At 45.7% G+C, this 15,740-nt stretch carries 6 protein-coding genes; 3 read left to right on the top strand and 3 right to left on the bottom strand.

All coding sequences use genetic code 11. From position 1 onward, the window contains the following. Both MHB71_RS15275 and MHB71_RS15270 read left to right on the top strand, forming a co-directional pair. A complete protein-coding gene (locus MHB71_RS15275) occupies window positions 1-390 on the top strand; it encodes a phBC6A51 family helix-turn-helix protein (RefSeq protein ID WP_340030080.1) in 390 nt (129 codons plus the stop codon). Then, entirely contained in the window at window positions 377-667 is a 291-nt protein-coding gene (locus tag MHB71_RS15270; RefSeq protein WP_340030079.1) for a phBC6A51 family helix-turn-helix protein, read from the top strand. The genes MHB71_RS15275 and MHB71_RS15270 overlap by 14 nt, the downstream gene beginning before the upstream one ends. A 929-nt stretch (window positions 668-1,596) precedes the next feature. On the opposite strand, the gene MHB71_RS15265 is transcribed toward MHB71_RS15270, so the two are convergent. After that, a complete protein-coding gene (locus MHB71_RS15265; RefSeq protein ID WP_340030078.1) occupies window positions 1,597-5,217 on the bottom strand; it encodes an S-layer homology domain-containing protein in 3,621 nt (1,206 codons plus the stop codon). A gap of 389 nt (window positions 5,218-5,606) precedes the next feature. Here MHB71_RS15265 and MHB71_RS15260 point away from each other — a divergent pair, with 389 nt between their 5' ends. Further along, a complete protein-coding gene (locus MHB71_RS15260; protein WP_340030077.1) occupies window positions 5,607-13,655 on the top strand; it encodes an immunoglobulin-like domain-containing protein in 8,049 nt (2,682 codons plus the stop codon). Between the two features lie 144 nt (window positions 13,656-13,799). Here the strand turns inward: MHB71_RS15260 and MHB71_RS15255 are convergent, their stop codons facing one another. Continuing rightward, window positions 13,800-14,738, bottom strand: a complete 939-nt coding sequence (locus tag MHB71_RS15255; RefSeq protein ID WP_340030076.1) for an FAD:protein FMN transferase — start codon at window positions 14,736-14,738, stop codon at window positions 13,800-13,802. Between the two features lie 9 nt (window positions 14,739-14,747). Then, window positions 14,748-15,677 (bottom strand): LysR family transcriptional regulator, encoded by a 930-nt coding sequence (locus MHB71_RS15250; protein ID WP_340030075.1) that lies wholly within the window; start codon window positions 15,675-15,677, stop codon window positions 14,748-14,750. Between the last annotated feature and the right edge of the window lie 63 nt (window positions 15,678-15,740).

Here is a 15,740-nt window from a genome sequence, read left to right as displayed (position 1 = left end):
ATGAGAGCACTAACAGCAGGCCAGATCACAGTCATTCAACACTTATCACTTCCGAAAGCGGAGCGTCCTTCCGTTGACCAAATTGCCGAAGAGGTAGGCGTAAGCCGCAGTACTATCTATGCGTGGCAGAAAGATCCGGACTTCATCGCTGAACTCAAGGCGCAGATCGTGCGCAACAATGTCGGAGAGCTGCCGGAGCTCGTTGGCGCGCTTACACGGATGGCGCTCGAGGACAAGTCCGCGGCCATGGCGAAGTTAGCGCTGCAGGTACACGGCATGTTAACGGATAAAGTCGAAGTACAGACGCAGGCAAGTCCGCAGACTACCGACGTCGAGGCGTTGAGACTACGTATCGAAGCGATGAAGGCGCGCCAGCATGAGAAGGACTAAGCGGAAAGGGCGGCCCGTCGCTGAGCTTGATGCGCGCCATTACCGGGCAATTACGTTGCTTACGGATGGCCGTTTAAGCTACGGTGAGATTGCGGATAGCGTCGGGATAGACCGTCGTACGCTACACCGTTGGCGTATACGTAAGGACTTCGATCGGGAGCTGCGTAAGGTGATGACGCGGAATGAACGGGAGTGGAGGAGGACAACGCGTGATCGACTACGCCTGAGATCCGCGCATGATATGACGTGGTTCTTTGACGCAGTCGGACGAGTGTAAACTTACGTGCAATTAACGAATTGGCCGTGTCATCGTGGTTAAACGCTACGGTGGCGCGGCCTTTTCTGCGTTTGTGGCGGAGTACTTAACGTCCTATTGCTGGACAAAGGGCGACATTACCTGCACGGCGCGCCTGGCGGACGGCCTCTACGAAAACTCACGGGGTAGGCGGATACTTACGTCTAAATCCGCGCTATTATACCGGTGAATATGCGGAATAGTGCAAACGTAGGTCGGCGGACGACAGGCGATATAGGCGCACGGGAGCCGCAACACCGCGCCAGAACTGCGTTCAGGGCGAGTTGTAACTGCGCCAGAGATATTCGCCATATGAGCATTTTGTGTAAAAGTCTACGCGTTAATTCGGTAAAGTATGCGACCCCCAAGGCCCCCGTCGCGGGCGGCCGCATCAGGTGCCCGAACAATCCGCGCAGCAAAAATAACTCCGGGGGTTTATGATTAGTCGACGTCGACCAAATTGCGCAGATATACGCTCTACAATTTGCAGATATACGCTCCTAATCGGTATAATAAAGGTATCGGTAAGGGAATAGCGCGGGAGTTCGTAGTCTGTACGATGGATAACACGCTATTTTGCGGGGTTTTTAGTCTAGCGTTGACTGAACGTTGGACAGAGCGGAGACAATTGCGAGCTGGCAGCGATGAGGTCAGGGGTTCGATCCCCCTAGGCTCCATAATCAAGAACGCCATCACATTATTGTGATGGCGTTCTTTTGTGGTGAAATAAGTCAGAACATGCATTAATTAATTAGAATTTTTGGACTTGGGGACTAATATTCTAGATGCAAAAATCGAGGGTTTAGTTCCTGACCGTGGAGTTTTCAAAAAAAGTGCAGTTTGAAACCAAGGAGCCCCTTCCGGCAGGATATTGTCCAACCGGAAGGGTCTGCATTTATCTGTATACGCTTTCAGTTAACCGGATATTCGACGAATCTTACAAAGATCGTGGCTACTTCGGCGCGGGTGGCGGTGGCTTTGGGAGCAAAAAAGTTGTCCGGCTTGCCTAATACAATGCCGACGTCCCGCAGTGCCTGAACGGCCTCCAATGCCCAGGAGCTGATCTCACCCTCGTCCGTGAAGGACTTAGAATGGCTTTCAGGGAGCTCATAGCCCTTGTACTTCATGTAGTTGTACAGTATCACCAGCATCTGCTCACGCGTCATCGGTGAATTGGGATTAAACAGGTCTGCGTTTGTACCTTTAACTATGCCTTTTTCGGCTGCCCACTCGGCTGCCGCGGTGTACCATTGTCCGTCCGTCACGTCGTTAAAGCGTGAACTCGTATAGCTGGACAGGTTTACGTTCTCAAGATTAGACAGTACCTGCACGAACATTGCACGCGTCATTGCGGTTCTAGGTGAGAACGTCGTGGATGTCGTGCCGTTGAAAAGATCGTATGTGTAGGCGAAATTTATATCGTTGTAGAACCAGTCGTCCATGTTGGCATCCCTGAAAGAATTGCCTGATATCACGAGGAAGCCCAGTGGGGTGGCGTCATCAACCGCCAGCTCCGTACCCTCACGGATGTTCAGCGACATGCCGTTATCTAAGCTAACTTTTGCGCCGCTCGGTCCTATCACAACCGCTCCGCCGCTCCGTATCTTCGATCCGCCATGGATATCCACACGGTTGCCGTTTGGCAGGTTCACATGCGCGTCTTTGCCGCCTACTGTAACCGTACCGTCGCTCGCGATCGTCGAGCCTCCCGAAATGGTCACTGTGCTGTTGCCGCCGGGTAGTGTCACTTCGGCGCTCTTGTCTGCCGGAATGGCTACCTTACCGTTTGAGTCTATCGTTGTGCCTTCAGGTACCTTAATCTTCGTCCCGCCTTTGGTCGCAATCTCGCCGCCACCGGGGAGGGTGGTGTTGCCGTTTTTGTCTGTGACCGCGGGCTTATCCTTCGGTGTATTCACTGTGTAGGTCGACTTCAACGTTCCAGCGTCTGTCCCGGTGCCCGTATTGTCGGTGTTGCCCGTATTACCGATGTTGCCGGTATTTCCGGTGTTGCCCGTATTGCCGCCAGAATCAGGCACAGTGGGAGTCGTCGTCTTCATCGGCGTCGTCGTTGCACTGATCTCCGCGCCGTCGCCCTTCGCGTTCACCGCGATGATGGTGAAGTTGTAGCCTTGGCCGTTTGTCAGGTTCTTAAAGGTATATTTGGTCTCCGTCGCATCCAGTGTGACCGGCGTCACGTTGCCATACCATACCTTGTAGCCCAATATCGCACTGCCACCGTCGTCAGCAGGGGCGGTCCAGCTCAATGTGACCTGTCCGTCACCCGCTGTCGCCTTGAAGCTGCTCGGAGCACCTGGCACGACCGGTTTTCTCTGCGCGAACATCCAATCAAAGACGTCTGTGTAGTCATTGTTCCAAGCCGGCAAGTTAGAGGACTGCGCCGTGGGAGCTATGCTCCAATTCCCCATAGTTATCTGGTTGTAAAGAACCGCCGCTTCAACTTCGTGCGCTATGTAATCAGCCAGAACAGGTGTGTTGGCCGGATTCGGCCTCAGGTTCGGCTGATCAAATTGATTGTAGGGCCACGTAAGGACCTCATTACTCTCAAAGCGCGAAGCCCTCGCGTTGATCATTTTCGGCATATTGTTATTGATGAAGTTATTGAGGTTAGTCTGGTAGCCTCCAACATTATGAGTATTTAAAAACATCCAATAGGCCAAGGTGTTGTGAGCGTCATTGTCCTTAGCATTCGGTGAACCGCTTACCGGGGCCATAGGTGCGGCGGCGGCGAAGAAGCCCGGGTGGCTGTTAACTAAGTTGTTTGTATACTGGCCGCCCCATGAGAAGCCCGCCGCGTAAACACGATTAGGGTCTACTTCGCCGCTGGCAATCAGGGCGTCTATGACCTTCTTAACATTCTCTGTTGAGGGAACAGATACGCCATTATAGGAAATGTTCAGTACATGGCTGGCGTACTTATCGGGATTTTGTTCCATCTTTTTCATTAGAGCGACCGAGCCGTTGGCGGATTTCATGGCCGCTTTTTGGTCTGTCGCAGCGTTTGTGCCGCCGCGTGACATGCCGTGGGTATAAACATACAGCGGCAATCCTTTGATCACTTTACCGTCTTCATCCTTGTGAAGGTAGAGCGAGCGATTGACCGAATTGTCCGTGAATGTTGTAAACTTGTCAAGGATCGGATTCACAACTTTTTCCTGTTCAAAAACCACGTTGCGAAGTGGACTCCCTTCTGTCAGTACGATCTCTCCGTTTGGGACGATGTTGTAAACCTGCTTTGTCGAGTTACTGCTGCCATCCAGCGTTGTTTTGCCGCCGCTCGCTGAATAAAACTCAGACTCAACTACGATGTAACGGCCACTTGCCAGTCCGTCCTGATAATCCGGTGAATTGCTTACCGGCCCCAGATAGCCGCGTACCTTCGGTTCGTCATTAGCGTATACCCTTGTGATCTTGCGCGTTCCTTCAAAGGTCACCGCTTCGCCGTTCAGGGTTGTGTTCCTGGCTGACAAGGTAAACAAGCCCGAATTAAGCTCGGAGCCTAACGCTGCCTTCCCCTCGCCTAAGTCAATGATGACAGCCGTTGTGTACTCGCCACTGGCGAAGTTGTCATTCCATACAACAAAGGGAAGTAGCCCCGCGTCCGGGTCGTTTTTGAATGTTACGTGAATTGTATGGTCAGCCTCAATATTCGAAAAGGTATAAGTGCCAGCAGATAGAGTCACGGTCTCGCCGTCTACCGTTACGGTATCCACCATTTTGCCGGAATCGGGGGTAAACGTAAATTCTTTGTTAGAGTCCCGATCTACTCTCAGAACATCGCCGGGTGGGTTCGGCGTTATTCGGCCGCCCGGTCCCGCAGTGGCGGTGATTGAGAATCTGGTGTCCACTTCATTGGCTAGAGAGAGCTGCAGGCTGTCTGTAAAAGAAGCAGCGCTGGTGTAAGCCGCGTCCGGATCTCCGAAACTGGAAACGACTTCATAGCGGTCACCGCCCTTTTCCGTTGAGTTATTAATATAAACCTCAAAGGTAAGCTTGCCCTCCTCCAAGGTCAAGGTTCTTTTGGGTATTCTCATCTCCACGATATATCCTGTTTCCGTGATCTGGGTCCATGCAGCTCTGCCCGGAGCGGCCTGCCCTGAGAACACGCCCGTCGCGCTGACGCGCCATTGGTTTGAGCCTCCGGTTCCGGTGCCGACATAAAACTCCAGGCTGTCGTACTGGTGATCTCCGCCAGCTCCCTGATATAGATTACTGTCATTCACAACTACTCTGGAATACAGGTAGTCATGGTCCCAAAGGATTCTGGCTATGCCCGTGGCATGGGGTCTGGGATCGGCGGGCACAGTGCTTTTGTTGATGTGGTGCTCCATGGTCTGGTCCCAGAGTGGGTCGTTTGACCCGAGTTCGGGAGTTCCAAAAATGGCGGTGGGTGTTTCATTCGCTTCTGCGTTCTCGATGTTGTCAGTGGCGGCGGCATAGCTGGTAGGCATTAGCGACGCAACCATTACCAAGCAACAGAGGAACGCGAGCATTCTGCTAAATCGTTTTGGCATAAATGAAAATCCTCCTTATTTTTCGATCCGGTGCGCCCATGGCTTACCGCATCGTATTCGGACACGTTGTCCATATGACAAGCGCCCAACTATATATATTATGTTTATCAGGCGTTCAATCCTTTAATTTACCCATAGAGTATATTTAGAATGAAAACGATTACTTCGAAGTATAGGGATAGTGTTGAAGTTTGCGTGAATCAATAAAAAAATCCACCTTATTAACAAGATACTACATTGAATTGGAAGTGTTGAAGACGTAATATGAGAAGAAATGTAAGCGCATTCTTTTTAAGGAGTATCTCTTTTCCTTGAGCGAGGTGGTCTGGTTTTAAAGGTGAGAGATATGGGTTGTATGCTTCTGAAAATTAATCGAAGGGAAGAATGCTATGCGGAAGCAAATTACTATCCTAATGTTAGTTTTACTTATGACCTTCAGTAACTGGTTTAATCTTGTTCTGCCATTTAGCAATCAAGCTTCAGCGGACACAATAACACCAATGATGTTGGCGCATTATCCATTGCTTGAGGATGTACAGGATATATCAGGTAATGAAAAGCATGGAACGGCCGTAGGAGACATTACGTACACCGATGGTCTCACTCTGCCTGGGGGAACAGATAGTAATACAAACTACGTTCAGCTTCCTACGGGTTTGTTTGATAATCAAGAAAATACAACGATATCTGTATGGATCAAGAGCAACACTGGAAGTGGGAACTACTCAGCATTATTCTACGGTACTCCAGCAGCTGGCAATAACTTGCCAACGAATTACTGGATGTTTAATCCATCGAATCCAAGTGGTGATTTTAAGTCAGTATTTACGAATAACAATAATGTTGACCAGCCTTGGACGACTGAGGTAGGGGTATCAGGCACTTCTACGACACCGTACGAAGGTCAATGGGTGCACTATACGACGGTCATTACAGAACGCTCTATTACAGGTTACATTAACGGTGTAAGTATAGGCACGACCGCCAAAGAGAAAACAACAGCAAGTTTTGGTACTGATTTGCATGCTTACATCGGTCGCTCCAATTATTTAGGGGATGCTACTTTTGCAGGCAGCTTTCAAGATTTAAGAATTTACGGAGAGGCACTAAATAATGAAGATATCGCTGTAGTATTTGAACAATCGTTTAATGAAAAACAAGTACAACAAGGCAAAATAGAGCTAACGTTAGGTGATATATCGGCAGTTACAGAATCTCTTGAACTGCCTACTCAAGATAAGAATGGCGCAATGATCTCATGGACTTCTAGTGATGAGAGTGCGATTAGTCCAACCGGGGAAGTGTTCTTACGAGAAATGGAGCAACAAGTGACGTTAACTGCAACCATTTCTTTAGGTGGAAGCCAGGCAACGAAAGAGTTTATTGTTACCTTACTACCTAAGGATGACTCTATTGAGCAGATTGCCGTTAAGAGTGTCTTGCTTAATGAATCTACATTTATTTTATCAGTGGGGGACAGCGAGACATTAGTAGCTACTATTTCACCTTCAAATGCAACGAATAAAAGAGTTATCTGGACATCTAGTGACTCCAGTGTAGCGATTGTCAATTCAACGGGTAAAGTTACAGCTGTTAGTGAAGGTACAGCCACAATTACGGTACAGACGGAAGATGGAGAGTTTACAGCTACATCAGCCCTTACCGTTAAGGGAAAATCGCTAAAAGATGATCTTATTCTTCATTACAACATGAAGACGACTGAAGAAGTAGACGGTCAACTCGTACTGAAGGATGTTGCCAATAAGGCAGTTACATTTGACGGAATATTTAGAAATCCAAACAATGGACAATTCATTTCAAACAGTGAGGTTGGCTTTGTTTCCTTCAATGGTGGAAGCTCTACATCTAATAGTGGGCATGTTGAGATTCCTAAGGGCTCAAATGGACTAGATCTACTACACGGTCTGAATGAGATTACAGTATCTTCAATCGTGAACTGGACGAATGATGGGACGAATCGCTGGATCTTCGGTTTGGGTACTGTATTAACACCAGAAACGAACAAATATTTCTTCGTAACACCACGTCACGGTAGTGGATCAGGTAATATGATTGCCACAGGTATCTCTAAAAATGGCTGGCCGAACGAAGCATTAGTTACAGGTAGCGCAAACTCAAACCTTATCGGTGGGCAGTGGAAGCATGTAACGGTGTCCTTGTCCGAAGCTAGCAATAGGATAACGTTATTCGTGGATGGAGTTAAGGTTGCTTCGGGTAATGCAAAGGGACTAAAGCTGTCAGAAATTATTAATCCGGATGCTACTTTCTCTGGCTTTATCGGTAAATCAATCTTCTCAAACGATCCATACCTTCAAGGTAGCGTAGCTGATTTTCGAGTATATGATCGCGCGTTGACAGAGCAAGAAGTAGGAGAGTTATATCAACAAGAAGCAGCAACTCACATCTCCAAAATACGTCAGCTCACTGTTGATGATGCAGCGAATCAACTTGACATCAGTCGTTACTTAGGTGAAGGCGATAAGAGTACCGATAAGATAACGAGAAACGTTGCATTACCAACAAGCGGTAAAAACGGCGTGAGTATTACTTGGAGTTCTAGTCATCCTACTGTCATTTCTAACCATGGCACTGTACAACGTCCAGTTGTTCAAGCAGGTAATGTTCAGGCAGAGCTTACGGCTACTTTAACGTATCAAGGCGTATCAACTACAGCTGTATTCCCTGTTACGATCTTGAAGCAATTCGATGATCAGCAGAAGGTTGATCTGGACGCTGAACAAATAGAGATCTACAATGCTGACAACGTTAAAGGTAACTTACGTCTTGTTGCTACAGGTGAACAAGGCTCCACAATTACATGGGTATCTAGCAGACCGGCGGTTGTGAAAGGAACGGCTGAAGCGGCTGGTGACGCTACACAGCTAGGCTGGGTAAGCCGTCAAGCTACGGATACGCCCGTTACTCTAATAGCTACAATTACGAATGGTGCAGCTTCTAAACAGCTTACGTTTAACGTTACGATTAAACAAGCAATTGCGCCAGTGCAGCATGATGCTTACTTCTTTGCGTATTTTACAGGTGAATATGAGGGTGGTGAAGAGATATCCTTTGCTACAGCAGAAGATCCATTGTTCTGGAAAGGCTTGAATAACGGTAAGTCGATCCTTCAATCTGATATGGGTGAAAAAGGACTTCGAGATCCATTTGTTATTCGGTCACCAGAAGGGGATAAATTCTATATGCTGGCAACCGATTTGAAAATGGGCGAAAGTACAAATTTCGACCAAGCTCAAATTACAGGTAGTCATTACATGATGATTTGGGAGTCGGAGGATCTCGTTCATTGGAGCGAGCAGCGTATGATCGAGGTTGCTCCTAAGACTGGAGGAAATACGTGGGCACCAGAAGCTATCTATGATCCAGTAACTGGAGAGTATATCGTATTTTGGGCATCATCGATGAAAAACACAGAGACATATGGTGATTATAACGGAAGACCGGCAGGTCAGTACAATGTGATGTACTACGCAACAACAAGAGACTTCTACAACTTCTCTGAGCCAAAGGTCATGATTGATGAGTCACTTCCAACAATTGATACGACGTTTATTGAGCATAATGATATGTTGTACCGATTCACCAAATCAGAAGTGAATACTAAAGTGTATGTGGAGAAAGCACCAACTTTTTATTATGACAAGGACGGTATTGCAGCCAACGGCCTTCAATACGATGCTGTTCCGGGTACACGTGATAATAAACTTGGCTTGATCGGAAATAATGGAAACAACGAAGGGCAAACGATTTTTAAAGATAACAATAAAGACAAATGGTATCTGTTCCTTGATTCATGGCCATATCATGTTCGATATACAACAGATCTGGATAGTAGCACGCAATATATGAACAATGTATTAAGTAGTGATAAATATGCACTGCCGCCAGGACCACGACACGGGACGGTAATTCCAATCTCACGTGCAGAGTATGATGCTTTGCAAGAGAAGTATGCATGGAAAGGTCCGGCACCATCAACAGACCCGGTTGTACATTACTCATTCGATGCAAATACAGTGAATGGTACAACGGTGAATGACATTTCTGGCAACGGTCATCACGCAACACTAGTAGGTGGAGCAACGATTAATGAAGAGGATCGCATCGGTAAAACGGGTGGTGCACTAGAGCTTAATGGATCAACAGGATATGTGAAGCTGCCAGATAACTTGATTCAATCCTTGAATCTTGAGAAGGCTACGTTCTCTACATGGGTTCAAATGGACAGAAATCAAGCGAATCAAAGAATATTTGATTTTGCTTCCGAAACAGGCAGACAGGTTAACCGCAACACCATGTACTTGAGCACACAAGGTGATACAGGTAGTCTAGAGTTTGCTGTCGTAACACCTTTTACAGAGAAATTTAGCAATGACAGCACGCGACTGGGATCAGAATATAAATATGCGGTGAGAAATTCCGGGTTATTACCAACGAAGACTTGGCAGCATGTTGCAATTACAATGGATGAATTTGATGCCGTATTGTATGTGAATGGTCAAGAGGTTAAACGTAGCTCGACATTTAACGTTGAGCCGAGAATGTTACTGGAAACAACGATGAATTATATTGGTAAATCGAGAAACAGCTCTCATAGTTTATTTGATGGTAAATTTGATGATTTCCGTATTTATAATCGTGCATTATCCGTTGAAGAGATTGCAACATTAGCTGATGAAGACGTTACTCCTCCAGTAGAGCAGCCATCTGGGGCAGAGCTCATTCTTCACTACGATATGAATGATATCGATGGTGCAACGGTTATTGACCAAACAGGAAACTTCAATGGAAAATGGATGAATCCGTCTAAAGCAGAATGGATTCGTACACAAGATGCTGGTGTACTAAGCTTTACTGGTGGCACAACTAACTCTTATGTAGAACTGCCACAAGGAGTTCTCGATGGATTAACGGATATGACCGTTTCATCCATTGTGAACTGGAGCGGTAAAAACGCTGCCGAGTGGTTATATGCATTAGGAAGACCAAACAATAATACGCACTATACGTATTTCACACCACGTTATAACGCTAACGGTCTAGCTCGTTTAGGTATCGCGACGAATGCTTGGAATAATGAGTCTTCAACTTCTACCACGGGCTTAAAGAATAATGAATGGAAAGTAGTTACGACTGTTGTTTCAGGCACGGATGGTACACTAACGCTTTATATCGATGGTGTTGCTGTTGCATCAGGCTCAACGAATGGAATGACACTAGAACAAATAAAAAATACTTCAGGCAGTAGTGGAACCATCGGTAAGTCATTCTATACAGCTGATCCATACTTCGGCGGTATGATTGCAGACTTCCAAATCTATGATGGTGCGATGACTGCGGCAGATATTACATCACTTAAGGCCCATGCAGATCAGAAGATTGCTTTGATGGAGGGCATGCTTGTATCGGCTGCGACAGAGAAATTAACGATTCATGATCTTCTTGCTTCTAATGCATCAAAAGATGCGATTATAAGCAATGTAACATTGCCAACATCAGGTGTTTATGGCACAACAATAAGCTGGACTTCAGATAAGGGGAATGTCATCTCAACTACAGGTGCCGTAACCAGACCAGCTAACGCAACAGGTGATCAAGTTGTAACGTTAACAGCAGTATTTACAGATGGTACAGAGACAGTTAACAAAACTTTTCAGTTGACGGTTAAGGCATTGCCAAACGATGTCACTTCTGTAGATGAAGCAAAAGCAGCACTAGTCGTTCATAACATTAATGATGTAAGAGGTCATATGGCATTACCAACATCTGGACTATATGGAGCAACGATTACTTGGGCTTCTGTACAACCAAACGTCGTTTCAGTTACTGGAGAAGTAAAACGTCCGGCACACGGTAGTGGAAATGTAGACGTGAAGCTTACAGCTACGATTACATTAAATTCAGCATCCACTACGAAGGAATTCATTGCGAAGGTGAAGGAATTGCCTGCTGATGAAAAATATGCGGGATACTTTTTCACATATTTCACTGGAGAAGGTACCGCAACAGGGGAGCAAGTTTACTTTGCACTAAGTAACGGTAATGATCCGTTGAACTGGCGAGAATTGAATAATGGTAAACCTGTATTGACCTCTACCTTAGGGGAGAAGGGTGTACGTGATCCGTTCATTATTCGTTCGCCTGAAGGTGATAAGTTCTACATGATCGCTACCGATCTGAAAATTAACGGCAATGGTAACTGGGGCAGAGCACACACATGGGGCAGTCGTTCCATTATGGTTTGGGAATCGAATGATCTAGTCAATTGGACAGATCAACGCATGGTAGAGGTTGCACCGGAAGAAGCGGGTAATACATGGGCACCAGAAATTATGTACGACAACACAACAGGTGAATATATCGTATTTTGGGCATCAAGAATGTTTGATGACGCATCCCATACAGGCGATGCTTATCAAAAAATGATGTATAGCAAGACAAGAGATTTCTATACGTTTACTGAACCGCAAGTATATTTGGATTATGGATATTCAATCATTGACACAACGATGATTGAGCATGAAGGAAAAGTGTATCGCTTTACGAAAGATGAGCAAAACAACGGAGCTTCTGCTCCATTTGGCAAGATGATCTTCCAAGAGGTGGGTGACTCGATCTTAGATCCAACCTTCAAGATGAGTAATCAAGGCGTTGGTAACATCAAATGGATTGAGGGTCCAACGATCTTCAAATCGAATACAGATGAAAAATGGTATTTATTCGTAGATGAGTTTGGTGGAAGAGGTTATGTTCCATTCGAGACAACAAATCTTGCATCAGGTGTCTGGACATTATCTTCTAACTACAACTTACCAGCTAGTCCGCGTCACGGAACGGTAATTCCAATTACACAAAGTGAGTATGATGCACTCAACGGGAAGAACGTACCCGTTAGCGGAATTAGCTTGGACAAAACGACGTTGTCAATCGTAGAAGGTCAATCAGGGCAATTGACAGCTACGGTAACACCAGCTAATGCAACGAAAAAAGCAGTAACATGGAGCTCTAGCAATACAGCTGTAGCGACTGTAAGTGCGACAGGTCAAGTAACAGCGGTGGCACCAGGAACAGCAAGGATTACAGTAACTACAGTGGATGGTGGTTTTTCATCTAGCGCTACGGTAACGGTAACACCATCGGTTGATGGAACACCACAAGCACCAAGCAGTGGTAATGGAAATGGTGGCGGTGACGGTAACATTCCTGCACCTACAGTACCAACAGCTCCAGGTGGAAATGAGCCAGTGGTCATGGACAACGGCCAAATAAACATTAAACCAGTTGTAAATGAGAGCGGTGCTTCTAAAGTGAAGTTAAGTGCGGATACAATGAAGCGTGCGCTTGATCAAACGACAGGCGGTAAGTTACACATGCAAGTTGAAGCTGATGCAAGCTTGAATGGGCTAACGATTGAGCTAGCAGTAGATGCGCGTTTAACAAGTGGAGCTTCTATGGTAGATCGCATCGAGATCAACACAGGCTCTGCAGTCGTAACCGTGGCAACCGAACTGCTTGGAACAGGAACAAGTGCAGGGAAAACGTTAGGATTGTCGATTAAGAAAATTGCAGCTAATCAACTGCCAGCTGGCGCACAAGCTCAGCTGAACGGTGAGGTCGTATACGATATCGAGCTAACGATTGATGGTAAGAAACTTACACAGTTTGATGGCAGAGATGATCTCGTGATTGAATTGCCATACACACTAAAGGCTGGCGAAAATCCAAACAACGTCGTTGTATACGATGTGAAGGACAACGGAGAGCTAAGAGTGGTGACGAATGGTAAATACAATGCAGCGACAGGAAAAGTAGAGTTCAAGCCAACGTATCTAAGCAAGTATACGGTAGCGTATGTTGCAACGAGTTTTAAGGATGTGACCCAAGACTGGGCGAAGGATGCGATCTCAGCATTGGGAGCAAGAGGCATTGTGAAGGGTGTAGGTGACGGCGAGTTTAATCCGAATGGTCAAGTGACAAGAGCAGAATTCATCACCATGCTGATGAAGTTGTTTGAGCTATCGGATGAAAGCGCAACGACAAGTTTTAGTGATGTGAAGCAAGGAGAATGGTACCATGGAAATATCGCAACCGCGCAGAAGTTGGGGATTGTGAACGGGAAACCAAATGGACGATTCGGAGTTCATGAGAACATTACGCGAGAAGATATGGCGGTTATGGTATACAAGGCTGTCCAAATTAAGCAACTAGCATTAACAAGTGGTGAAGCTACAGCCTTCAAGGATGAAGCAAACATCGCAAGTTATGCGAAGCAAGCGGTAGAGGCAATACAGGGAGCAGGCATAATAAACGGTGTAGGTAACGATGAGTTTGCACCGAAGAAGAATGCTAGCCGTGCAGAAGCAGCAGTGATGATCTATAATTTGTTGGGTTTGATGTAGACACGTTAATTATAAGGCAGTTGCTATTGATTCACTCAGATAATAAAGTTGGGCGGAAGAACTTGTTCCGTCCACTTTATTATCTGTTTAATCAGTGAGCAGGAAAAGCCGTTAGATCCTGGCTTAATGAAGTAGTTGTTAACTTTACCTTAATACGGGCTCAATTCTTCCTCTAAGATTATCTGTATAGGCCAGATTTCCATCCGTCGTGATTACGGCAGCCTCGATATCCTTCATTTTATTAACTTTATGAATAATGGAGACCGCATCTAACCCAAATAATTCTGTAGTATATATATCACAGTCGAGCGATCGCTCCGCAATAATCGTTAAAGAAGCGATATTACTTTCGATTGGATAGCCTGTTCTGCTGTTAAATATATGATGGTAATGACTCCCTTCCTTCTCTAAAACTCTCTCGTATATTCCTGATGTAACAACGGATTGCTCCCGTATACTAACGAGTGCTGCTGCATTCTCTCTAGGTAAAAAGGGATTTTGAATTCCAACTTTCCAGTGACTGGACCCGGTGGGAGAATCGCCATGAACCAGAACATTGCCGCCCATATCGACCATAGCTGATGCAACTCCGTTTTTCTTGAAAAATGACATAACTTGATCAGCAAAATAACCTTTAGCGATCGCTCCAAGGTCGATTTCCATGCCTTTTTTGAATAAATGAACTGTATGCTGCTCATCGTCAAGCTGTATATGCTCCGGATTCAAGAGTTCCAGCACCGCTTTAATCTCTGTATCCTCCGGCACATGTGCCTCGCGGAAACCAATTCTCCACAATTTGATCAAAGGCCCTATCGCAATATTTAAAAATGAATCTTTATTCAGGCTGTGTTCTTTGCCTATCTTAATAAGATCATACAGTTCCTTGTCTACTCTAAGCGGATGTGATGCGGCTTCTTTTTTTAGCATGGCAAGCTGCGATTGCTCACTGTTGGCACTAAACACTTGTTCATAATGGACAAGCATATTCACGGCTTCCTCGGCAAGCTCTTCAGCATCTGTCCCCTTGATATAGAGGGATATGTTAGTTCCCATAAGCGGTATCGTTCTCGTAAAAGGTTTCATGATAGCCTCCTATATTGCACATTGTTGTCCGTGATTGAGAAAAGTATGGATGAGGTCATGATCCACGCTATTCAGCTTTTTTGCTCCATGATGGGCTATAAAATAATCCAGACTCATCTTCTCTAGAGGGATTGGATAGATGTTATATTCCGAAGGGCACTCCTTGATATGGATGCTTTCAGGCACAAAAGTCAGACCTAAATTATGCTTTGCAAGCTTGAGTACAGTGTAGATTTCATTACTTTCCATAACGATATTAGGCTGTACCTTGTAGACACTGAGCAATTGATCAATCTGTTTTCGGATTGCCGAACCCTTGGACGTTAGAATAAGCTTTTGATTCAAAATGGTGCTGATCTCAATTGTGCCCTCCGGGATGACTGCAACATTCTCTTGATATAATTCGCAGCAACGCGGAATGATGGCCTGGTAACTATGCCTGCCCCAGTTAAACGAGTTCAAGTTAGGGGAGATACTGCTTGAATTTTGCCCGATCCAGAAGTCCAGCTCATTATTTTGGAGACGTTTCTCATTTTTTTCAGGTAAATCCTCGACAAGATTAATTTTATAAGCAGGATGAAGCTCGAGAAAATCTGGTAAAAAAAGGGGCGTTAAGTACACACCGAGGCTCGGAAGAATGCCGATCCGTATCACCTTATTGCCAATATCCGATACATATGAGATTTCCCTAATAAGCTTGGCGTAGCTGTTTTCGAGTGAAGTTAAGTATTGATAATATATTTTCCCCTGCTCGGTTAATCGGTACGGAAGTTTGTTGCGAGTGATTAGCTCACAGCCCAACTCAATTTCGATTTTTTTGATAACCTTTGTGAGGTAGGGCTGAGATATGAAAAGGGATTGTGCGGCCCTGCTATAGTTGCTGTATTTTAATAGGCTGTCAATGTAACACAAGATATCTTGAGATTCTAACTTAGACATGTTCCTCACCCCTTGTGAAAAAAGTAACAAACTTTGAATTTGAGGTGATTATAACAAATTAGT

This window comes from Paenibacillus sp. FSL H7-0940 (assembly GCF_037979415.1).
GTDB lineage: Bacteria > Bacillota > Bacilli > Paenibacillales > Paenibacillaceae > Paenibacillus > Paenibacillus amylolyticus.
The sequence above is the reverse complement of the archived record's forward strand: the minus strand, read 5'-3'. Positions and strand labels throughout refer to the sequence as shown.

Bases quoted from the DNA above. Each gene is read 5' to 3' on its own strand.
- MHB71_RS15275 (WP_340030080.1), top strand. From the start codon at position 1: ATGAGAGCACTAACAGCAGGCCAGATCACAGTCATTCAACACTTATCA.
- MHB71_RS15270 (WP_340030079.1), top strand. From the start codon at position 377: ATGAGAAGGACTAAGCGGAAAGGGCGGCCCGTCGCTGAGCTTGATGCG.
- MHB71_RS15265 (WP_340030078.1), bottom strand. From the start codon at position 5,217: ATGCCAAAACGATTTAGCAGAATGCTCGCGTTCCTCTGTTGCTTGGTA.
- MHB71_RS15260 (WP_340030077.1), top strand. From the start codon at position 5,607: ATGCGGAAGCAAATTACTATCCTAATGTTAGTTTTACTTATGACCTTC.
- MHB71_RS15255 (WP_340030076.1), bottom strand. From the start codon at position 14,738: ATGAAACCTTTTACGAGAACGATACCGCTTATGGGAACTAACATATCC.
- MHB71_RS15250 (WP_340030075.1), bottom strand. From the start codon at position 15,677: ATGTCTAAGTTAGAATCTCAAGATATCTTGTGTTACATTGACAGCCTA.